The organism is Pseudomonas sp. 1L-C-7-B-C1 (assembly GCF_057291635.1).
In genome coordinates, this window is sequence record NZ_JBXAWH010000016.1 from 130,389 (window position 1) to 150,484 (window position 20,096).

General features: G+C 61.8%; 18 protein-coding genes. 5 read left to right on the top strand and 13 right to left on the bottom strand.

All coding sequences use genetic code 11. The features are described from left to right. Positions 1–7: 7 nt before the first annotated feature. The 6 genes from AC0Z8Z_RS22890 to AC0Z8Z_RS22915 all read right to left on the bottom strand — a co-directional run bounded on the left by AC0Z8Z_RS22890 (position 8) and on the right by AC0Z8Z_RS22915 (position 6,959). Entirely contained in the window at positions 8–481 is a 474-nt protein-coding gene (locus AC0Z8Z_RS22890; protein WP_485620624.1) for a DUF3304 domain-containing protein, read from the bottom strand. A 217-nt stretch (positions 482–698) separates the two neighbouring features. Then, a complete protein-coding gene (locus AC0Z8Z_RS22895) occupies positions 699–2,291 on the bottom strand; it encodes a T6SS phospholipase effector Tle1-like catalytic domain-containing protein (RefSeq protein ID WP_485620625.1) in 1,593 nt (530 codons plus the stop codon). A 305-nt stretch (positions 2,292–2,596) separates the two neighbouring features. Then, positions 2,597–3,091, bottom strand: a complete 495-nt coding sequence (locus AC0Z8Z_RS22900) for a DUF3304 domain-containing protein (protein ID WP_485620626.1) — start codon at positions 3,089–3,091, stop codon at positions 2,597–2,599. 90 nt (positions 3,092–3,181) lie between these two features. Continuing rightward, entirely contained in the window at positions 3,182–3,634 is a 453-nt protein-coding gene (locus tag AC0Z8Z_RS22905) for a DUF3304 domain-containing protein (protein ID WP_485620644.1), read from the bottom strand. A 68-nt stretch (positions 3,635–3,702) separates the two neighbouring features. Then, complete coding sequence (locus AC0Z8Z_RS22910; RefSeq protein WP_485620627.1) at positions 3,703–4,530, bottom strand: DUF4123 domain-containing protein; 828 nt, start codon at positions 4,528–4,530, stop codon at positions 3,703–3,705. Further along, positions 4,527–6,959, bottom strand: coding sequence for a type VI secretion system Vgr family protein (locus tag AC0Z8Z_RS22915; RefSeq protein WP_485620628.1), 2,433 nt, complete (start codon positions 6,957–6,959; stop codon positions 4,527–4,529). The genes AC0Z8Z_RS22910 and AC0Z8Z_RS22915 overlap by 4 nt, the downstream gene beginning before the upstream one ends. A gap of 341 nt (positions 6,960–7,300) precedes the next feature. Between AC0Z8Z_RS22915 and AC0Z8Z_RS22920 the strand changes: the two genes are divergently transcribed. Genes AC0Z8Z_RS22920 through AC0Z8Z_RS22930 form a run of 3 tightly spaced genes read left to right on the top strand, consistent with a single transcriptional unit; the run spans position 7,301 to position 10,179 of the window. After that, on the top strand, positions 7,301–8,101 hold the full coding sequence (locus AC0Z8Z_RS22920) for a glucose 1-dehydrogenase (RefSeq protein ID WP_485620629.1): 801 nt from the start codon (positions 7,301–7,303) through the stop codon (positions 8,099–8,101). Continuing rightward, positions 8,094–9,944, top strand: a complete 1,851-nt coding sequence (locus AC0Z8Z_RS22925; RefSeq protein WP_485620630.1) for a glycoside hydrolase family 15 protein — start codon at positions 8,094–8,096, stop codon at positions 9,942–9,944. Before AC0Z8Z_RS22920 ends, AC0Z8Z_RS22925 begins: the two co-directional genes overlap by 8 nt. A 25-nt stretch (positions 9,945–9,969) precedes the next feature. Continuing rightward, positions 9,970–10,179 (top strand): hypervirulence associated TUDOR domain-containing protein, encoded by a 210-nt coding sequence (locus tag AC0Z8Z_RS22930; protein WP_172612667.1) that lies wholly within the window; start codon positions 9,970–9,972, stop codon positions 10,177–10,179. Positions 10,180–10,270: 91 nt separating this feature from the next. Here the strand turns inward: AC0Z8Z_RS22930 and AC0Z8Z_RS22935 are convergent, their stop codons facing one another. The 5 genes from AC0Z8Z_RS22935 to AC0Z8Z_RS22955 form a co-directional block, all read right to left on the bottom strand. Continuing rightward, complete coding sequence (locus tag AC0Z8Z_RS22935) at positions 10,271–11,332, bottom strand: SDR family oxidoreductase (protein WP_485620631.1); 1,062 nt, start codon at positions 11,330–11,332, stop codon at positions 10,271–10,273. Between the two features lie 140 nt (positions 11,333–11,472). After that, on the bottom strand, positions 11,473–11,955 hold the full coding sequence (locus AC0Z8Z_RS22940) for a DUF2938 family protein (protein ID WP_122534544.1): 483 nt from the start codon (positions 11,953–11,955) through the stop codon (positions 11,473–11,475). Between the two features lie 457 nt (positions 11,956–12,412). After that, positions 12,413–12,763 (bottom strand): hypothetical protein, encoded by a 351-nt coding sequence (locus AC0Z8Z_RS22945; protein ID WP_485620632.1) that lies wholly within the window; start codon positions 12,761–12,763, stop codon positions 12,413–12,415. A gap of 514 nt (positions 12,764–13,277) precedes the next feature. Continuing rightward, complete coding sequence (locus tag AC0Z8Z_RS22950; RefSeq protein ID WP_485620633.1) at positions 13,278–13,802, bottom strand: GNAT family N-acetyltransferase; 525 nt, start codon at positions 13,800–13,802, stop codon at positions 13,278–13,280. A gap of 24 nt (positions 13,803–13,826) precedes the next feature. Continuing rightward, positions 13,827–15,005, bottom strand: coding sequence for a GGDEF domain-containing protein (locus tag AC0Z8Z_RS22955; protein WP_485620634.1), 1,179 nt, complete (start codon positions 15,003–15,005; stop codon positions 13,827–13,829). Between the two features lie 264 nt (positions 15,006–15,269). Here AC0Z8Z_RS22955 and AC0Z8Z_RS22960 point away from each other — a divergent pair, with 264 nt between their 5' ends. Further along, entirely contained in the window at positions 15,270–16,253 is a 984-nt protein-coding gene (locus tag AC0Z8Z_RS22960; RefSeq protein ID WP_485620645.1) for a GlxA family transcriptional regulator, read from the top strand. 102 nt (positions 16,254–16,355) lie between these two features. Further along, complete coding sequence (gene greB / locus AC0Z8Z_RS22965) at positions 16,356–16,829, top strand: transcription elongation factor GreB (protein WP_172613149.1); 474 nt, start codon at positions 16,356–16,358, stop codon at positions 16,827–16,829. 61 nt (positions 16,830–16,890) lie between these two features. On the opposite strand, the gene AC0Z8Z_RS22970 is transcribed toward greB, so the two are convergent. Together AC0Z8Z_RS22970 and AC0Z8Z_RS22975 are read right to left on the bottom strand one after the other, a co-directional pair. Further along, positions 16,891–19,404 (bottom strand): ABC transporter permease, encoded by a 2,514-nt coding sequence (locus AC0Z8Z_RS22970; protein ID WP_485620635.1) that lies wholly within the window; start codon positions 19,402–19,404, stop codon positions 16,891–16,893. Continuing rightward, positions 19,404–20,087, bottom strand: coding sequence for an ABC transporter ATP-binding protein (locus AC0Z8Z_RS22975; RefSeq protein WP_065988527.1), 684 nt, complete (start codon positions 20,085–20,087; stop codon positions 19,404–19,406). The genes AC0Z8Z_RS22970 and AC0Z8Z_RS22975 overlap by 1 nt, the downstream gene beginning before the upstream one ends. Between the last annotated feature and the right edge of the window lie 9 nt (positions 20,088–20,096).

The window sequence follows — 20,096 nt, forward strand, 5'->3', positions numbered from 1 at the left end:
AATCCTTTCACTTATAGAAGTCTTTTTTTGGATGGCCAGGGCCGGGGTAGTCAGGGTTTCGAGGCGACAACATGCTGGGAATAATCAGCACATCATCGTTCTCCATAATATGAAGGTGCGTAGCTCCCGACTTGTCGTAGGGATGCACCAACACATCTTTCTCGGTCCACCTGCAATTCTTTCCATAAGGTTCACAACGCCTCCATTTGACACGGACAGTCAATCCCAAGTGCCAAGGCGCTGGAAGGCTGAGCGCGCCCGACACGGTGCTACCTCCCGTGCCCGCGGCACCAACCCAACTCCCATTGATATAAACCGGCCTTACAAAGGTATCGCTCATGTCATGGTCCATGGGAATCACACTACTACCGAAAGACAGCTTCTTGATAACAGGCTCAGGCCGTGGGTATTTCACATAATTAACAACTGCGATCAATATCGCAGCCCCGCCCAGAAACATGCCGAGGTTGATTTTTTTCATCGGCGGGCTCACTGCTCTTCGTTGGTGTTATTGCACGCCTTACTTATATCGAGCCGCAGCCAATACTTGAAATTTCGCTGAAGCTTATCGGTTGGGCAGGGCCTTTTTTTGAATGCGGTACGGCCGTCAGTTAAATAAAGCAGTTGAAAAATCGGGTATTTCATTTCATGCATCCTTTCATCATCAGCAAGGTCCTATTTGAATGAACAAAAATGGGTCATGCGCTTCTCCTGAGGTCGATGATGGTTCGTCTTGGTTTTGGAGGAGGTGGGGCATAAGGCGCGTAATGCACCCGAGCGCCGGCGAACACCTGTCGCAGGCGCAGGTAACTCCAGTCTTCGCGGCGGCCGGAATAGCGGTTGAGCAGGTCGCGGCTGTCGTTCACGCCGTCCACGCTCGTGCCGGGGTTGGCATCGCTGAAGATGGCCGGCTGGCCCGCGCGGTGCAGGCGCAACATCTCGCGGCCCGGTCCGATCAAGGGGTCACGAGGGGGAACGGTCGGGACTACGGATTTGCCCTGCATCACGGCGCGCTCATCGGCTTTTTGCTGGGCGCGCCACGCCGTCATCGCTTGCTGGTATTCGCGGTCCTGACGCTCCAGAGACTCATGCGACACCCGGCGTTCATCCTCGGTTTGCGGATCGGTGAGCACGAAATGCGCGCGGGAGTCATGCACGTACTGCTCAAGAAACAGGCCGACCTCAGGGTGCAGGGCAGGGGCATGACGCCATTCCAGGTGAACGCCTTTTTCCAGGGGCGACGCCAGGCTGTACTGCAGCTTTTCGAGGTACTTTTGCCGCTGGGTGTCGTCGCTGAACGCCTGGATACGCTGATGCAACTGCCGATTGGCCTCGATCATGTCCACCCGCTCCTGATCGCCACTGGCGCGCACGAACGAGAGCTGACTGAAATGCTCGTCGGCGAGGACCTGCTTGCGCCAGCCCAGGTACAGCTTGCGGTGGGCGAGGAAGTGATGGGTGACGGGCGCGCCGGTTTGCAGGGCGGTGAGTTGCGATATGTAGGTGTCGAAGCTGTCCTGGAGCTCGGGGCTGATGGCGAGGTCGTCACTTAAGCGGGCATCGCTTGTTTCGTCGATATCCAGCAGAGGGACCCCGGCATTCCGCGCACGCCGGTACATATCATTGAGCGGGATTTGCGACAGCTTGTCCGCAGTGGAATGTCGCACGCTGCCGTCGGCCAGTTGGGTGCCTTTGCCCTGGTCTCTGAGACCGTAGCCTCCACCGACATCGGCGTGCATGCCGGGATAAATGATCTCCAGGCAATTGGGCGTGTAGGTATCACCGGCGCGAATCAGGTCCACCGGGAAGGAGGCCCGGTTTTCGTGGGCAGCGACCATGTGTACGCATTGCTCTACGCAAGGCGGGATAGTCAGCAGTGACTGATCGCCCCAGTACTGATGGCCGTCCACCGGCAGCGGGTAGGCGTCGGCCAGCCCGACAGATGCAACGGTGTCGAACAGTCCCATGAAACGCACGCGCAGGGGAATGCCGCAGAAGGTGCTGTCGTTGTTGCCGAAGTGCATCAGCAGTTGATTAAGGAACGAGCGTGCGGCTGTCGCTCCCCGTGAAAAGCCGAATAAGTCGAGGGTGATCTCGTCTATTTTCGGGCCGCCGATGCGGGGGATCAGCATGGTGGTGATCTGGTCGCGCCAGCGGGGGATCAGGTTGTCGTTTTTGACGGCGTGAGTTATGGATTGAGTATTATCGGCAACCAGATAACGATTCCCGGCGATATAAGCCACGGTGTTCGCTATAAACAACATCGCGTAGCGAATACGGCGGTCGCCCATGGAGCCGTCCTTGGCACCGTTAGGGTGAGGGTCAGCCTCGCCTATTTCAGGGAAGCTAGTCCCAACGCCCTGGATATATCTGCTGTAGACACAATTATCCGGATCTTCAATCGAAAGTGATGCAAGTCTCGCAACATTACTGTGTGACCCACTCGCCCTATCGACATCTCTCGAATTTCGAGTGCCATCGAAATAGATGGAATAGCAGGGTTTCAGCCTACATGGGAATTGTGTCGTAGGACTGAATAGTTCCGGCATCATGAATCGGGAATTTGGCGCGTCATTAGGTCGCCAACTAAGATTGGTCATTGAGTGATTCCTTTCTTCGTATGAAAGTTTTTTTTGGGCAAGCCAGGGCCTGGATAATCAGGATGTCTGGGGAACATCATGCTAGGAATTATCAGCACATCGTCATTCTCAAGAATATGAAGATGTGCACTGCCTGTGCGGTCATAGGGGTGTACCAAAACATTTTTCTCACTCCATTTGCACGCTTCAGAGTCAGGCACGGGATTGGCTTTATCGAATCGAAAGCAACGGCGCCACTTAACTTGGACTGTTAATCCTGGATGCCAAGGCGCAGGAAGACTGAGTGCGCCGTCAACCGTGCTTCCTCCCGTTCCCGCAGCGCCTACCCAACTTCCATTGACGTAAACCGGTCGTACAAATGTATCGCTTGGCTCATGGTCCATGGGCGTCACGCTGCTCCCGAAATACAGTTTCTTGATCACAGGCTCAGGCCGTGGATACTTTGCGTAGTTAATAACTGCAATCAATATCGCAGCGCCGGCCAAAAACATACCTAGATTCATTCTCGCCATGATCTAGGCCCATAACGGCAGATATTGAGATCCTCAGTGCGACTAATCGAGCGGTTTGAGTTCGGTAGTTCATAGTTGCTCATATGAGTATTCCTTTCTCTTGTAAAAATTCTTCCTTGGATAGTGAGGGCCAGGATAATCATCGTGCCTTGGTCCCAGCATCGTCGGAATTATAAGAACCTCGTCGTCTTCTAATATGTGCAGCCAAGCACCTGCTGTTGAGGAATAGGGATGAACTAGCACATCCTTCTCGGTCCAACGACATGCCTCCGAATCGGGCACCGGGTTATTCCGATCAAATCGATCACACCGCCTCCACTTAACCCGAACCGTCAGACCCGGATGCCATGGCGCCGGCAGACTAAGCGCTCCTAAAGAAGTACCGCCGCCTCTTCCTGCCGCACCAATTCCCGACCCATTAACAAATACCGGCCGCACAAACGTATCGCTCATGTCGTGATCCATCGGCGTCACGCTGCTGCCGAAATACCGCGTCGTCGACACCGGCTTCGAAGGCGGCATCAACCCCCGCCGAGCCACGCCGATCAGCACCACGGTCACGCCCCAAAACACCCCCAACGGCACGTGCTTCACAGCGTCACCTTCTCTGGCCCCATGTCCTCCCCAAGCGCCTCGGCCAGCGCACTGCCGTTCAATCGCAACTCCACCGCCGCCAATCCCGCACAGCGCTGCGCCGCTGTAGCGCCGGTACGCAACGCCCACATCACAAACTGACCAAGGTCGTTTTCAACCGCATACCCCGCAGCGGCCGCTTGGGACAGCACAGCCTGCACCGTGGCATGGCGGGTTTCGCGACAGCCCTTGATCGAGGCGTGCATAGCAACCGTGGTCTTGAGCTCATGGATCAGCCGGTCCGCCGCTGTCGCCAGGCGCAAGCGTTGCTGCTGCGCGGCATCCAGCGCCGTCGACACTGGCGTCAACATTTCCATCTTGTCCGGCAGGGCGAGCAGCCGACCCATGCCGTTGCGGTCGGCGTAACACCAGGCCTGCCACGGCTGACAAAACGCGGTGCGCTGGCTGTGGCCCCACGCGCTCATCAGCGCTGTTAGCGCGCGGCCATCCGCCAGCCGTTGCCAGGTTCTGGCGGTCGGGTCCGGGCCGCGCATCCAGTGCAGCAAATGCTCGCGCACCGCGTCCATCGGCAGGGCGCTCGCCAGCCAGTTGACCCCGCATGCGCAGCCATCGATGCCCAGCGTTGCGGCACGCTCCGGGGTCATCAACCAGGGCCCGAGGGCTTGGGCCGCCCTGGAATAGTCGGCGAACAGCGACTCCGCGCCGTCAGGGTCCCGCGCCAGTCGTTCGCCAAGCCGTTGCTGCATGGCCCCGTCGAGCAAGATCACGCTGCTCAGCGCTTTGGCCTCGACCAGAGCGGTATAGGATTTCGGCAGCGCGTTCACAGGGTCACCTCGGCGGCGCCGTTGAGCGCGGCCTTGAGCAGGCACTTCAGGCAGATCGGATCGCCGGGTGGGGGCATCGTCACCGAGACCCGATCGGTTTTCGGGCCCGTCCAGTGATAGGCGCTGGCATGGGTTAACACCTTGGCCTGGGTGCCCATCTCGATGCCGCCGCCGATCTTGATGTAGCTGCCGTCGTCGGCGACAAACCGCAGGCTGGGGGCGCTGATCACCACTTCGCCCTGCTGCGCGCAGATCTGCAGGTTTTGCTGCGCGGTCAGTGCGATGTCGGCGTTCTGCGCCTGAACCCGCACCGCGCCGCGATTGGCGATGGCGCTGATGCCCTGATCCTCGGCAAACAGTGCGATGCCTTGCCCGGCATTGAGGCGCGTCGCCTGGCCACTGGTGACCTGCACATGGCGGCGGGCGAGGGTGTCGTGGTTTTCCCCGGCGATCTGCAGGTGGGAGGCGGGGGTTGCGCTGACCGTCCCGGCGACAGCGGCAATCGCCATGACGGGATCGCCGGACTGGGCGCTGCCCGGCTCCGGCCACTGTCGCAGCGATTGTTGCAGGCCTTCAAAGCCTTGTTCGTCCATGGGCTGGCTGCCTTGGGTGCCTGCCGTCTGCCCGAGCGCTTTGAACAACTCGCCGCATTCCGCCAGCAAATCGAGCAGCTCGCGCCGATCCAGTTGCGCGCCGTTGGCCTGGGTGCGCGCGTAGGTCGTCAGCAACATGCCTTGAGCGGCGCGCAGGGCGATGGCGGCGTCGGTGCGCAATTCCGCGCCGTCGCCACGGGGTCTGGCGCTGCCCCGCACACGCGGGGTGGTCAGTTTGCCCAGGTTCAGTGCAGTGGCCTGATGAGTGCTGGCCAGCCGCGTGCGCAGTTCGCCGCAGGTGTCGTCGAACAGCAGTTCGTTGTAGCCCCGGCCGCTGTGCTCACGACTCTTGATGCCCGACAGCGCCTTGTTCCCGGGCAGGCCGGCTTCGCCGCTGAAGTAGGGTTGGGCGTGGGTGCCGTTGTACATCACGCCGGTGACGACGGGCCGGTCTACGTCACCGGCAACGTGTTGCACCAGCACTTCCTGACCGATGCGCGGCACGAACTGATGGCCGAAACCCGTGCCGGCGCTGGGCATCGCGACGCGCAGCCAGGCCGTATCCTCAGCGTCCTCGCGCGGCGCCCTGTCCGTGGTGTCGGCATGCCGCTGCCAGTGAAAGCGCACGCGAACCCGACCCAGTTCGTCGGTGAACACTTCATCGCTTTTCGGCCCGACCACCACGGCGGTCAAAGGCCCGGAAATGACCGGTCGCGGCACCGTCAGCATCGGGCGAAAGGGGATCGTGCGGCGGATGCAGCTGAAGGTGTTGCTGTAATCGGCGGGATGGGTTGACAGGTAATTGTTGCGGCCTAGGTGCTCAACGCTGACTAACAGAAAGCAGCGATCTTCCCGTGCGTCCAGGTCATGGTCGAAATGCTGAGTGAGCTCGAAGGTGAAGCCCGCGCGCAAACTCCGGCAATTGCTGGCGCCGGTGAAGCCTTTACCTGAGCCCTCATGGGCTTCGATACGCCGGCGCAGCAGCGTTTCGCCCGCCACATAGTCACGATGGGAATAGGGCTGGGTGCGGTCGTAGATCTCCAGGGGCGGCACATCTCCCTGCCGATTGAGGCTATTCATGCTGACCGGCATTGCATTGGCCGGCTGCTTGTAGTCGTTGGTCTGCAGGCTGATTCGGGTGGATTGCAGCTGCCGATGGGCGCTCCACTGGGTGATAGCGTCTTCGGGCTCGGTGACGGACGCGCGGTGGTAGCGGATGCGCGGCTGCTCCGGCAATTCCGCCAGTTCCCATGAGCGGTCGGTGACCACCAGCCTGTGACCATCGGCGTCGTGCTCGAAGTAGAACAGCAGTCCTTCGTGCTCAAGCAAGCGCAGGACGAAATCGAGATCGCTTTCGAAATACTGAGTGATATAGCTGTGCGGCTTAAGCTCATCGAACAGGCGAAATTCGAAGCGTGCCACCGCGCCATAAGCGGCGAACACAGCGCGGAGAATGTCCTCGACGGTCTTTTCCTGAAATATCCGCGAATCCTGACGCTGGCTCAGCAGCCATACCCATGGGCTTAACGTCGCCGAGTAGCGACACAGCCCGCCGTCACTGCTGATCATGCTGAAGCGGTTGATACAGCCGTCGATGAAGCGCACACCGCCGTCCGCGAGCTCGATCTGCACCTGCGCGGGCGTGCCGATCAGCGACTTCAGCTCAATGTGGGCATCCTGGGCGAGCAGTTCCAGCTCGTAGCAAAACAGCTCCGACAGTGCTTCGCGGCCGGTGAATGAATCGAGCAACAACTCCTGCTCGCTGTGAAGGACGGTCTTGAGGGTGAGCAGGCGGCGGTTCTGTGGCGAAAAGAGGTCGGCCAGTTTGTTGAGCATGCGGTCTCCTGCCTGGGCATCCGATCGATGGATCGGTGGCCGGGCGGTATCGGGTTCATTGCATCCATGCAGGGCGTTGCGGGATGAAAGGTGGCGGGCGGCAGTCAAGCATCTCGTTCGGTGCGGGGATGTAGGCCGATTCTGGGCGCGGCGTAGGGGCGATCGGGTTTGTTATGGGGACATGCCTTACAAACGGCTCTGGATCAAAAGCGCTGAAGAACGTGTTACTTCCTTCGCTGCCAACGCAGTCAGATGAGCACAGGCAATGCGCTTTTCCCGATGAACTTCGGCAGAACCCCATGAGTCAGCATTAAAACGCTCACCATGAGGCTCTACATTCCATGCAGATTTCCTTGAAAGGCCAGGTCGCCCTCGTCACCGGCGCCAGCTCCGGACTGGGTGCCGGCGCGGCGAAAGGGCTGGCGGCGTCCGGCGCGGCAGTGGTCGTCAACTACCACTCGCAACCCGAACCCGCGCAGAAGCTCGTGCAAGAAATCATTGATGCCGGCGGCCAGGCCATCGCCATCGGTGCCGACGTCTCCAACGAGCAGGACGTGGAAAGGCTGTTCGCCGAGACCCTCGACGCATTCGGCCGTCTGGACATCCTGGTCGCCAATTCCGGGCTGCAGAAGGATGCCGCCTTCGCCGACATGTCACTCGAAGACTGGAACACCGTCATTAACGTCAATCTCACCGGTCAGTTCCTCTGTGCGCGCGCAGCCGTGCGGCAGTTCGCCAAACAGGACATCCGCTCTGAGGTGTCCCGCGCCCGGGGCAAGATCATCCACATGAGCTCGGTGCATCAGGTGATCCCTTGGGCCGGTCACGTCAATTACGCCGCCTCGAAGGGCGGCGTCGATTTGCTGATGCGCAGCATTGCCCAAGAGGTTGGCGAACAGCGCATCCGTGTCAACAGCATTGCGCCAGGCGCGATACGCACGGCCATTAACACCAAGGCCACCAGTGGCGACGCCGAGAAGAAACTGCTGGAGCTGATCCCGTACGGTCGGGTGGGCGAGGCCGACGATGTGGCCAACGCCATCGTCTGGCTGGCCTCGGATGCGTCCGATTATGTGCATGGCACGACGCTGTTCATCGACGGCGGCATGAGCCTCTACCCGGAGTTCCGCAACAATGGCTGAGCACACCCCGCACCCGGATGACCCGACCGAGCAAGAACCGCAGAACGCCATCGAAAACCACGGCATCATCGGCGACATGCGCAGCGCCGCGCTGGTGGCCGACACCGGGAGCATCGACTTCTGCTGCTGGCCCGACTTCGACAGCCCCAGCATTTTTACCGCGCTGCTGGACACCCCGGACGCGGGGATTTTCCAGCTGGCGCCGATCCTCCCTGATGCCCGTCGCCAGCAGCTGTATCTGCCGGAAACCAACGTGCTGATGACGCGCTGGATTGCCAAGGACGCCGTGGTAGAAGTCACTGACCTTATGCCCATCGCGTCCGGAGTGGACAACCTGCCGCGCCTGATCCGCCGCATTCATGTGCGTCACGGCCAAACCGCCGTGCGCATGCGCTGCCGGGTACGCCACGATTACAGCCGCGCCGACACCACCGCGCAGATGGACGGCGATGACATCCGCTTTGACGCCGAAGGCCAGCCCGCCATGCGTCTGGCCGCAACCACTCAATTGACCCTCGAAGGCCAAGCCGCGGCGGCCGAGTTCGAAATGAAGCAGGGCGATGTGGTGGAGTTCATGCTCGGCGGCGCTGATGATCCGCTGGTCAAAGCCACGAATTGCGACTGCGATCTGAAAAACACCGTCAACTTCTGGCAGCACTGGAGTCGGCATTCCAACTACCGCGGCCGCTGGCGTGAAGTGGTCAATCGCTCGGCCCTGGCGCTCAAGCTGCTGACCTCACGCAAGCATGGCGGCATCGTCGCGGCGGCGACCTTTGGCCTGCCGGAAGAAGAGGGCGGCGAGCGCAACTGGGACTACCGCTACACCTGGATCCGCGACGCGTCGTTCACCGTCTATGCCTTCATGCGCCTGGGCTACACCGAGGAAGCCAACGCCTTCATGCACTGGGTCCGCGAGCGCATGGGCGACTGCTGCGAAGACGCCAACAAGCTTGGCATTCTCTACGCGCTGGACGGCCGCGAAGAATTGCCCGAAGAAGAACTGGATCATCTCAGCGGCTACGGCGGTGCATCCCCGGTCCGTATCGGCAACGAGGCCTACAAGCAGACGCAGTTGGACATCTACGGCGAGCTGCTCGACGCGGTGTACCTGGCCAACAAATACGGCGAGGCCATTTCCCATGAGGGCTGGAAGCACGTCACCCGGCTGGTGAATGATCTGTGCGAGACCTGGAAGAGCAAGGACGTGGGCATCTGGGAGATGCGCGGCGACGATCAGCATTTTCTCCATTCGCGGCTGATGTGCTGGGTCGCGCTGGACCGGGCGCTGCGGCTGTCGCTCAAACGCTCGCTGCCGGCGCCATTCGAGCGCTGGGACCAGGCGCGTCAGGCCATTCATGATGACATCTGGGAAAACTTCTGGGACGCCGATCTGGGCCACTTCGTCCAGCACAAAGGCAGCAAGAACCTCGACGCGTCCATGTTGCTCATGCCGCTGGTCCGCTTCGTTGGCGCCAGCGATCCCAAATGGCTGAAGACGCTGGATGCCATTGAGCGCGCGCTGGTGCGCGACGGTATGGTGTTTCGTTATCGCAACGATGATGACTATCACGATGGTCTCGGCGGTGAAGAGGGGGCGTTTGTTGCCTGTTCGTTCTGGTACGTCGAGTGCCTGGCCCGCGCCGGGCGAGTGGAGCAGGCGCATCTGGAGTTTGAACAGTTACTGCGCTACGCGAACCCGCTGGGCTTGTACGCCGAGGAGTTCGACGCCCACGGCCACCATTTGGGCAATACCCCGCAAGCCCTCAGCCACTTGGCGCTGATCAGTGCGGCGAGTTTTCTGGATCGCAAGCTCGAAGGCAGCCAGACCCTCTGGCAGCCCTGACTTCCTGAACCCAAGGAGAAAATCGATGGCTCATGCATTCAAGGTCGGTGATCACGTGCGCTGGAATTCCGAGGCCGGGCACATTGTCGGCAAGGTGACGAAGGTGCACACCAAGGAGGTCGAGTTCATGGGCCGGCATCGTCACGCCTCGCCCGACGCGCCACAGTACGAGGTCAAGAGCGACAAAACCGGTCACCTCGCGATGCATAAAGAGGACGCGCTGGAAAAGGCTTGAGTCGTGCGTCTTTGATAACAGATGGCCCGGATACAAAAACGCAACGATGACCGAAATCATCGCTGCGTTTTTTTTTGGCTGGATCAGCCGATCAAGGAATCAGGCGCTGGGCCCGCAGTGTGTCGAACACGTCAAAGAACGCCTGGTCACTGGCCTGGAATTCCTTGAAACCCAGGGCTCGGCTTTTCGACATGTCGGTCACCACTTCGATTGGGCGGCCCAAGTCGGCGTCGGTGTGCCACGGCGAAATCAGCCGACTGATGTCGGCTTCTTTCAGACCATGGGCGCGCACCAGGTCATCCCACGCCCCTTGATCGTTGGCCATCTGCTCTTCGAGCGGCGAAACCTTCTCCGGAAAGGCCGCAGGGTGCAGCCCAAAGTACTCGGCGATCTGGCCCCACATCCACTTCCAGCGAAACACGTCGCCGTTGGTGACGTTGAACGCCTGGTCCGCTGCCGCAGGCGTCGTCGCTGCCCACAGTTGCTGTCTGGCCAATTGCCGCGCATCGGTCATGTCGGTGAGGCTGTCCCACTGCACCCGGGAGCCGGGGAACACGAACGGGCGGCCGGTGGCTTTGCAGATTGACGCGTACACCGCGAGGGTAGTCGCCATGTTCATCGCGTTGCCCACCGCGACGCCGGTGACGGTGTGCGGACGGTGCACGCTCCAGGTGAAGCCGTCGCGTTCGGCGGCGGCAAACACTTCATCTTCCTGGGCGTAATAGAAATTCTCGATGTCCAGCCGGCCCTGGGATTCGCGGAACGGCGTCTGCGGCAGGGTGCCTTTGCCGTAGGCTTCGAACGGGCCGAGGTAATGCTTCAGGCCGGTGACCAGCGCGACGTGCTTGACGCTCTTCGCCGGGCTCAACGCGTCCAGGACGTTACGCACCATGGCGGCGTTGACGCGGATGTTTTCAGCTTCCGTGGCCTGACGCGACCAGGTGGTGAGGAAGACGTGGGTCGGCTTGAGGTCCGCGAGGGCCTGCTTTACCGATGCGGGGTCTTGCAGGTCTGCCGCGACGGGGATCACGCCAGGCGTCTGGGAGGGACGGCGGGAGAGGGCGGCCACCTGCCAACCGTTATCAAGCAACAGTTGAGTGGTTGCGCTGCCGACGATGCCGCTGGCGCCGACGACCAAGGCCGTTTGGGTCATGGGGATCTCCTGTTTGATCGGGTTGAACGAGCTTCATAACGATGCAGCTCTCAGGTTTCAGAACGGCATCGCTGCCCATAGGTTCAGCTCGATTGGTCGGGTGCGACCCCAGACCGCGCCCCTTGGCAATCTCCCGTTGATTACCCGACCAGTAGCGCCGCGCCATACATGCCAATGGCGAAGACCACATGGCCGACCACATTCTGCAACCGCGCCACGTTCGGCTTCGGCGCCTTGTTGCATGCCACGCCGACGCCCATGCCGGGCTGCAGGATGAACCAGCCGGCACCGATGGTCACCAGCCCGACGATCAGTGCCGGCAGAAAGGTCGGCGCGTGCGCCCACTGCACGCCCCAGATGAACAACAGCGCGGCGGCGAACAGCACGCCGACGGTGTAATGCATGAACCAGCCAATCGCCAGCTCATTGGGTACGGGAGGGGAATTGCCGATGCCCTTGGGGTGCACGAACTGACCTTTGGGCATCCCGGCAAACCAGCGGCCCACAAGGTGCCACGGCGGCGTAGGCAAACCCAGCAGCGCCTTGAGCAACAACGCCCAGAGATCCAGCAGCGCAGTGCCGCCGATGCCGATGAGAATTGCCAGGTAGATGAATTCGAACATTGTCCGTCCCTGCGTGCTGTCAGTGGTCGATGGGCGAGTGATGGCCGGACACGTTAGCAGTTTTGTTGGAGAAAGCGGCAGTACAGACAAGGCAGGTTTTATTGAATAAACGCGCCGCTTTGTTGGAGGACCGGCTTCAGCCGGGAAGAGGCCCGCACGGACACCGCAGGTTCGAAGCAGGTTCGAAGGGGACTGATTTATTTACAACGCTTTACCGTAAATTAATCTGTCCCCAATTGAGCATGCAGCGCGACACCGGCCGCATTCCCGGCTAAAGCCGGTCCCACATTCGGGGTCGCGGCTAATCCCGGTGAGCGAGCGCAGTGCCTTAGTGGGACCGGCTTCAGCCGGGAAGAGGCCCGGATTAACACCGTTGAGTTCGCCGTGTGACACCGGCCGCCTTCCCGGCTAAAGCCGATCCCACAAGCCGGTCCCACATTACCGTCCGCTTAAGTGCTTACCACCGGTCATTGCCCCTACCGTGATCAAAGCCCCGGCGATAACCGCCGTCGTAGTAACCGCGGGGTGGCGGTGGCGCGAAGCGGCGATACTCGACCCGCTCACGTACCGGCACATAGACAACCTCCCGGTACTGCGGCTGATAACGCGGCGCATAGCGCGGTTGCGGGCGGTAATCCTGATAGCGCTCATGACGGTCGTTGTGCGACTGACTGATCACGGCGGCCAGTACGGCACCGACGGCGGCTCCGGCGATGACAGGCACAATCACGTTGCGTTCGCTGGCGGACGCCGCACCGGCGCTGGCGAGCAGACCGGACAGGATCAGGGCTTGGGTCATCTTGGACATCATGGTGTCTCCTTTGGCGAAAGAGTGGGTTCGCCATGGATGTATGAAACACCGGATCCGTGTAAACCCACGTCTAGGATCGGTAAAGGTTGGGTAAACCCGCATCGCGCGAGGCGAATTCGGTGTTGATGTCGGTGCGTAAAAAACGGGAGCGCACTGGGCGGCAGGACACATTTGCCCCAAACGGGCGAAAACCATGACCGCCGATCAGCCAGCAGCACTTCGCGGGAAACCTCGGGCAACAAGTTGAATCAACTGGTTACGTAACTGATCGTGAGGGGAAGTACGATGGTGACCGACGATCTGGTTCGGTGGAACAGCCACTGGCGGCTAACCGACCACACAGTGTTGTGCAGGACCTGTAAAGCCCGGCAAAGCGAGACGGAACGGGAAGCGACCTTCGTGCATTTACCGACCTGCGGTTATGCCCGCGAAACCGCGCATCCCTGGGATGAGCTCGACGCCAGCTGCGGCTTGCAAACCGCCCACTGATCAGCGCTGCGCCTGTGCGTGCTCAGGATGCGCCGCCAGCGACGGCTTTGAACATCAGACTAGGGGCTTGGCCGGGTACGTCATCCAGCTCGCCGCAACGCTGCATGCCGATTTTTTCCAGTACGCGAATGGATGCAGCGTGGGTCGGCCGTACGTAGGCGTAGACATCCCCCAGCTGCACGTTCGAAAACCCGAAGTTCAGCGCCGCTTTGCCCATCTCCGTGGCAAACCCTTGCCCCCACGCTTCAACGGCGAACCGATAGCCCAGATTGACCCTCTGCACGCCCAAAAAGTCATGCCACCCGATGCCGCCGAACCCGATGACATGTTCGGGCAACTCCTTGCGCGCAATTGCCCACCAGCCATAACCGTGGGTCCGCCAGTGCTCGATCCAGCCCTTAAGCAGGGCTGCGGCCTGGGCCTTGTCGGTCATCGGCCCGGAAGGGTTGAACAGCTGGGTCTGCGGGTCACTGTAGATGGCGAACAGGCGATCGAGGTCTTCAACTGCCGGAGTACGGTAGATCAGGTGAGCGCTGCTCATGGGCATGGCGAGGGATCCTTCGGTGAGCCTTCACGGTAGGTGCAGCGCATTGCCGCCTTCGAGGCTCTGATCTACCAGTTGAAGGCGGTTGCGTCCACCCCGTTTGGATTCATACAGGGCTGCATCGCTGCGCTCGAGCAACGCCGCCAGGCTGGGCGGCGGTTGGCTGAACAGATTGGCACCAATGCTCAGGGTCACCGGCTGGGGCGTGGAAAAGCTTTCCGAGGCGATCGAGTGGAAGGCCTCACGCAGCGTGCGGCCCAGCGCCAGAATCTGCTCGCTGGACGTGTCGCTGAGCAGCATCACGAATTCATCCCCGCCCAGGCGCGCGACCAGAGCGCCCTTGGGCAAGGCCGAACGGATGATTTCACTGAGCGCGACCAGCAGCCGGTCGCCAGCGCCGTGACCGTAGAGGTCGTTGACCAGCTTGAAATTGTCGACGTCCATCAGGAGCAGCGCCCCCGGCCGAGCGGCCGAGACACTGTCCAGCAGACGCTGACCGCGCATTTCCAGCGCACGACGGTTGTACAGCGCCGTCAATGGATCCCGCGCCGCCAGCCGGGCAATACGCTTTTCCCGGCGATGACGCTCCGAGCCGGTCATCGACAGGGCGATCAGCATCACCGCCATCGTCCCTTCGACCAGTGAGATTTGAATGATTGCGCCACGAAAGGCGGCCAGATCAATCAACGTTCCAGGCATCACTGCCGTGACCGCCTTGGAAAAATAGAACACGCCGTGGGCCAGCAGCACATAGCGCAACTGCACCGCGCCGACGCTCAGGGACTTGCCATGGGGGCGCAGCAACCCGCTGGCCTTGACCATCAGCAGAGAGACCAACAGCGAGTTGGCTGCCAGCATCACTTTTGACCACCACGGCTGGTCTGGCAGCAGCAACAACCCCAGCCACAGGGCAAAAATCATGTACCAGGCGCGCGACAGCCGAGTTTCGGTAAACCGCGCAACCCCCAACAGGAACAGCCAGTGGGCGGTCACCAGCAACCCGTTCGCGAACCAGATACCAATCAGCAGAATGCCGCTGCTGCGCAGCAACGCCAGGGTCGAGCCCACCGAAATGATGGCGAAGCCGGTGCTCCAGAACAGCAGCGAAGGCCCTCTCACCGTCCGCCACTCCACGGCCAGATACAGCGCGGCGGCTGCAGCGAGGGCGATGGTCATCGTCAGCAGGGTGATCGGGTCGAGCGCCATAAGCAGCCTGATGGGTAAGGGGCGGTGGGTCGGGCGAGTGTCAGCGCGTGCAGGCTTTTTTTCGCGGGCGGTTTTGTATCGGCCACCCCGACAAAACTTTAACCCCGGCCGTTCCGCTAGAATGGCGCGGACCCGGTCCGGCCGCCGTTTGATCAACGTCTTTTGAGGCAGCAAACGGTGGCGAACCGCAGCAACCCATCAGCATCCCGGGCGGGACACGAAAGCGAGGCGGCAGTGATCGAGCGGCGAGCATTCAGCGGAGGCATGAAGGGCAAGAACCTTCGCTACGTGGAGCAGGACAAGGGAAGCCCCTTGGGCCGCACCCGTACCGGCTTCGTGCTGCTCGAGCACTTCTCGTTGCCGGCCTTCACCCAGACGCTGGACACCTTCGTTACGGCCAACCTGCTGCGCCCCGATCTGTTCACGTCGCAGACGTTCGGCGTGCACGAGGGCGAAGTGACCAGCGATCTGGGGCTGGTGATCCGGCCCGACACGCGACTCGACGCGCCGGCGCTAAAGGCGCTGGATCTGCTGGTGATCTGTGGCGGTTATCGCACCGAACTCAAGGCCGATGAGCACCTGGTGCGCCTGCTGACCACCGCCGCAGAGCAGGGCATCACCCTCGCAGGATTGTGGAACGGCGCGTGGTTCCTCGGCGCCGCGGGTTTGCTCGACGGCTACCGGTGCGCCATCCACCCCGAGCACCGCGCCGCCCTGGCGGAGATCTGCAAAGTCAGCGAAGTCACCAGCGAAGCCTTCGTCATTGACCGTGATCGCCTCACTGCCGCAAGCCCCGCCGGTGCCTTCCACATGGCGCTGGAATGGATCAAGACGTTGCACGACAAGGCGTTGGTCGAAGGGATCGAGGACATTCTGTCTTTCGAGGAATCCCGTTATCGGAGGATCAGGCCAAGCCGGCACATGACGGTCAGCGCGCCGCTCAAGGAAGTGGTCAAGCTGATGGACGCCAACTTTGAGGAACCACTGGAACTGGAGCAACTGGCGGTGTACGCCGGACGTTCACGGCGACAGATCGAGCGGCTGTTCCAGGAACAACTGGGCACCACCCCGCAGCGCTACTACCTAGAACTGCGCATCACCGAGGCCCGCCGCCTGCTGCAGCACACTGAGCTGACCCAGGTGGAAGTGCTGGTGGCCTGCGGGTTCGTCTCGCCGAGCCATTTCAGCAAATGCTACAGCGCGTACTTCGGCTATCGGCCCTCGAAAGAAAAGCGTCTGGTCAAATGAGCGCGGCCTTGATTTGTCCCTCGGCCAGCCCAACCCTGTAGGCTTCGCCCATACCAGACCAAACTTTCCCAGCCCGCGGCAGAGACAGCGTGAATGAGTGAGATCAGCACCAAAATAATCACCGTCGAGGGCCATGCCGCCCTGAAGAAGGAGCTCGATTACCTTTGGCGCGAGCACCGCCCGGACATCACGCAAAAAGTGGCATGGGCCGCTTCCCTGGGGGATCGCAGCGAGAACGCCGACTATCAGTACAACAAGAAACTGCTGCGCGAGATCGACCGGCGTGTGCGCTACCTGCGCAAGCGTCTCGAAGACATGCGCGTGGTCGCCTATTCGCCGGAGCAGGAAGGTCGGGTGTTCTTTGGCGCATGGGTCGAAGTCGAGGACGAGGAGGGCGAAAGCAAGCGTTTCCGCGTCGTCGGCTACGACGAGATATACGGACGCATGGACTACATCTCCATCGATTCACCCATGGCACGGGCGCTGCTCAAGAAAGAAGTTGGCGACGAAGTCTCGGTGCCGGTTCCCTCCGGCAGCAAGCAATGGTGGATCACGAAAATCGAGTACCTGAAATAGCTGGGGTTTTGCGCTGGTTGACGGTGAACGGCGCAGTGCCGCCCACCGTCATGCCCCACCGCTAACCCTCGCGCAGCACTTGCAGCGGACTGGCGTTCAGCGCCCGCCGTGTGCCGAACACACCCGCGCCGCCCACCAGCAAGGCGCCGATCAGGGGCAGCACCAGCAGCCAGGCATGGGGGTGCCACTCAAGGTTGAAGGCGTAGCGGTAGAGCGCAAAGCTCACCAGTTCGCAGCCAATCGCCGCCAGCACACCGCTGACCGCCCCGAGCAGACCGAACTCGATGCGTCGGGCCTTGGTCAGCAACGCGCGGTTGGCGCCCAGCGCCCGCAGCAGCGCACCCTGTCGAATTCGCTCGTCCAGCGTCGCCTGCAAGCCGGAGAACAACACCGCCATCCCCGCGGCCAGCACGAACAGCAGCACGTACTGCACCGCCATCGTCACCTCATCGAGGATGCTGCGCAGCTGCGCCAGCAAGGCCTCCACCTGCAGGATCGTCACGGCCGGGAAGGCCCGGGACAGTTCGACGATCTGCTGATCATTGCCCGGCGCCAGATAGAAGCTGGTCAGGTATGTGGCCGGCACGTCCTTCAGGGTGCCAGGCTGGAAGATCATGAAAAAGTTGGGCTGAAAGGTGTCCCAGTTGATGTCGCGCAGGCTGGTGACCTTAACCTCCCGGGTCAGCCCGCCGATTACGAAACCCAGAGTGTCGCCCAGCTTCATGTTCAGGCTGTTGGCCAGCTTGGTTTCCACCGACACGCCGGGTACCACGCCGTCGGCGGGCGGCTGATCGCCGGTCCACCACTGACCGGCGGTGATGCTGTTGCCTTCCGGCAACGTTGCTGCCCACGTCAGGTTGAGGTCACGCTGAGTGGCGTTTTCGCCACGGGAGTCTTTGGTGACAAACTTGCTCACCGGCTCGCCGTTGATGGTCATCAGGCGCCCCGGAATCATCGGGTACAGCGGCGCGCTGTGGGTCGACAGGCGGCCGATGCGTTCAGCGAAGTTGTCCTTGTCGTTGGGCAGGATGTTAAGCGCGAAGTAGTTCGGCGCATCTTTGGGCAGCTGGTTCTGCCAAGTGTCGAGCAACTCGCCGCGCAGCAGCGCAATCAGCCCCATGGACAGCAGAATCAGGCCGAATGCCAGGGACTGGCCGGCGGCGGCCATGGGATGGCGCAACAGCTGGCCCAGGCCCAGACGCCATGGCAGCGAGGCCCCGGCCAGCAAACGGCGCAGGCTTTTCAGGGCCAGCAGCAACACGCCGCCGAGTATTAGCGCCGCGATCAGACCGCCACCGAGCAGGGCGAACGTCAGCACCAAGTCCAGACTCAGGCGCCACATGATCAGGCCCAGTGCGAGCAGCGCCGCGCCGTAGACCAGCCAGGTGCTGGCCGGGATGGGCAGCATGTCCCGACGCAATACCCGCAGCGGTGGCACGCGACCCAGCGCAGCCAGCGGCGGCAGTGCAAAGCCGGCGAGGGCGACCAGCCCGGTGCCGATACCGGCGACTGCCGGCAGCCAGCCCCCGGGCGGCACCGCAGCAGGGAGCAGGTTTTCCAGCAAATGAAACAGCCCGAGTTGGGCGAACCAGCCGAGCAACGCGCCGGCCGCGCTGGCGACTACGCCCAGCATGGCCAGCTGCAAACCGAACAGCACCAGCGCTTCATGGCGCGACAGGCCCAGGCAACGCAGCAACGCACTGGCGTCAAAGCGGCGCACCGCGAAACGCGCCGCCGATAATGCCACCGCCACACCCGCCAGCAGCACGGCGACCAGACTGGCCATGTTCAGATAACGCTCGGCTTTGCCCAGCGCGCCGCCAATCTGCTGGTTGCCATCGCGGGCGTCGTCGATTTTCTGATTCGGCGCCAGCCCGGGTTCGATCGCTTTGCGATAAGCGGCGAGGTCCTGGGGCGTGCCGCGCCATAGGTCCCGATAACTGACACGGCTACCGGGCTGAACGACCTTGGTGGCTTCAAGGTCGGCCATGTTGATCATCACCCGAGGCGTCAGGCTGTAGAAGTTACCTGCGCGGTCGGGCTCGTAGGTCAGCACGCGGGTCAGCTTCAATGTCTTGGAACCGACGTCAATGCTGTCGCCGACTTTCAGGTTCAGCGCCACCAGAATTCGCGCTTCCGCCCAGGCTTCGCCGGCTTGGGGCTCACCGCCAACGGTTTCGGCTTCATAGGGGGCAGGGGCGCTTTTCAGCTCGCCGCGCAACGGATACGCCCCATCGACGGCCTTGACGCTGGCCAGCTGAATGCCGTTGTCGGTGGCCACAACGCTGGAGAAAATCACGATCTGCGAATGATCCAGCTTCAGCGCCTTGCCGGCGTCGATCTGCGCAGGGGTGGCTGGCGTGGAACCGCCGAGGATCAGGTCGGCGCCGAGAAACTCGGTGGCTCGCAGCAGCATGGCGCTGTTGAGGCGCGCGCCGAAATAGCCGATGGCCGTGCTGGCGGCAACTGCCACCACCAAGGCGAAGAACAGCACGCGCAGCTCGCCGGCGCGGGCATCGCGCATGAGCTGACGCGCCGCAAGGCTAAGCAGACGGGAAAAAGGCAGGCGTGCCATCAAGGCTCCATGGGGGCGACCAGTCGGCCACCCTCGAGACGGATCAGGCGCCGGCAACGGTGGGCCAGACGCTCATCGTGGGTGACCAGCACCAGGGTGGTGTTGCGTTCCTGGTTCAGCTCGAACAGCAGATCGCTGATGCGCTCGCCGGTGTGGCTGTCCAGGTTGCCGGTGGGCTCATCGGCAAATAGCACGTCCGGGTCGGCAGCAAACGCCCGGGCGATGGCCACCCGTTGCTGCTCGCCGCCCGACAACTGGCGTGGCGTGTGGGTCAGGCGCTGACCCAGGCCGACGCGCTCCAGCAGATGCCGGGCCTGATCGCGGGCGTCTTTGCGGCCTTCCAGCTCCATCGGCAGCATGACGTTTTCCAGCGCGTTCAGGCTGTCGAGCAACTGGAAGGACTGAAACACAAAGCCCACATGTTCGGCGCGAACCCGGGCGCGCTGATCTTCATCCAGTTCGCTGAGGTTGCGCCCGGACAGGACGACGGAGCCGGCGCTGGGCAGGTCGAGGCCGGCCAGCAGACCGAGAAGGGTGGATTTGCCCGAGCCCGACGCGCCGACGATGGCCAGCGTGTCGCCCTTGTTTAGTTCCAGGGAGAGTTCGTGCAGGATGGTCAAGTCACCTTCGGTGCTTGGGACCACTTTGCTGAGGTTCCGAGCACTGAGAATACTTTCGCTCATGGAGAATCC

Excerpts from the sequence above, each read along its gene's own strand:
- AC0Z8Z_RS22905 (WP_485620644.1), bottom strand. The coding sequence starts at position 3,634 with ATGCCGCCTTCGAAGCCGGTGTCGACGACGCGGTATTTCGGCAGCAGC.
- AC0Z8Z_RS22925 (WP_485620630.1), top strand. The coding sequence starts at position 8,094 with ATGGCTGAGCACACCCCGCACCCGGATGACCCGACCGAGCAAGAACCG.
- AC0Z8Z_RS22940 (WP_122534544.1), bottom strand. The coding sequence starts at position 11,955 with ATGTTCGAATTCATCTACCTGGCAATTCTCATCGGCATCGGCGGCACT.
- AC0Z8Z_RS22900 (WP_485620626.1), bottom strand. The coding sequence starts at position 3,091 with ATGTTTTTGGCCGGCGCTGCGATATTGATTGCAGTTATTAACTACGCA.
- AC0Z8Z_RS22930 (WP_172612667.1), top strand. The coding sequence starts at position 9,970 with ATGGCTCATGCATTCAAGGTCGGTGATCACGTGCGCTGGAATTCCGAG.
- AC0Z8Z_RS22950 (WP_485620633.1), bottom strand. The coding sequence starts at position 13,802 with ATGCCCATGAGCAGCGCTCACCTGATCTACCGTACTCCGGCAGTTGAA.
- AC0Z8Z_RS22920 (WP_485620629.1), top strand. The coding sequence starts at position 7,301 with ATGCAGATTTCCTTGAAAGGCCAGGTCGCCCTCGTCACCGGCGCCAGC.
- AC0Z8Z_RS22945 (WP_485620632.1), bottom strand. The coding sequence starts at position 12,763 with ATGTCCAAGATGACCCAAGCCCTGATCCTGTCCGGTCTGCTCGCCAGC.
- AC0Z8Z_RS22895 (WP_485620625.1), bottom strand. The coding sequence starts at position 2,291 with ATGGGCGACCGCCGTATTCGCTACGCGATGTTGTTTATAGCGAACACC.
- AC0Z8Z_RS22975 (WP_065988527.1), bottom strand. The coding sequence starts at position 20,087 with ATGAGCGAAAGTATTCTCAGTGCTCGGAACCTCAGCAAAGTGGTCCCA.
- AC0Z8Z_RS22915 (WP_485620628.1), bottom strand. The coding sequence starts at position 6,959 with ATGCTCAACAAACTGGCCGACCTCTTTTCGCCACAGAACCGCCGCCTG.
- AC0Z8Z_RS22890 (WP_485620624.1), bottom strand. The coding sequence starts at position 481 with ATGAAAAAAATCAACCTCGGCATGTTTCTGGGCGGGGCTGCGATATTG.
- AC0Z8Z_RS22935 (WP_485620631.1), bottom strand. The coding sequence starts at position 11,332 with ATGACCCAAACGGCCTTGGTCGTCGGCGCCAGCGGCATCGTCGGCAGC.
- AC0Z8Z_RS22970 (WP_485620635.1), bottom strand. The coding sequence starts at position 19,404 with ATGGCACGCCTGCCTTTTTCCCGTCTGCTTAGCCTTGCGGCGCGTCAG.
- AC0Z8Z_RS22960 (WP_485620645.1), top strand. The coding sequence starts at position 15,270 with ATGAAGGGCAAGAACCTTCGCTACGTGGAGCAGGACAAGGGAAGCCCC.
- AC0Z8Z_RS22955 (WP_485620634.1), bottom strand. The coding sequence starts at position 15,005 with ATGGCGCTCGACCCGATCACCCTGCTGACGATGACCATCGCCCTCGCT.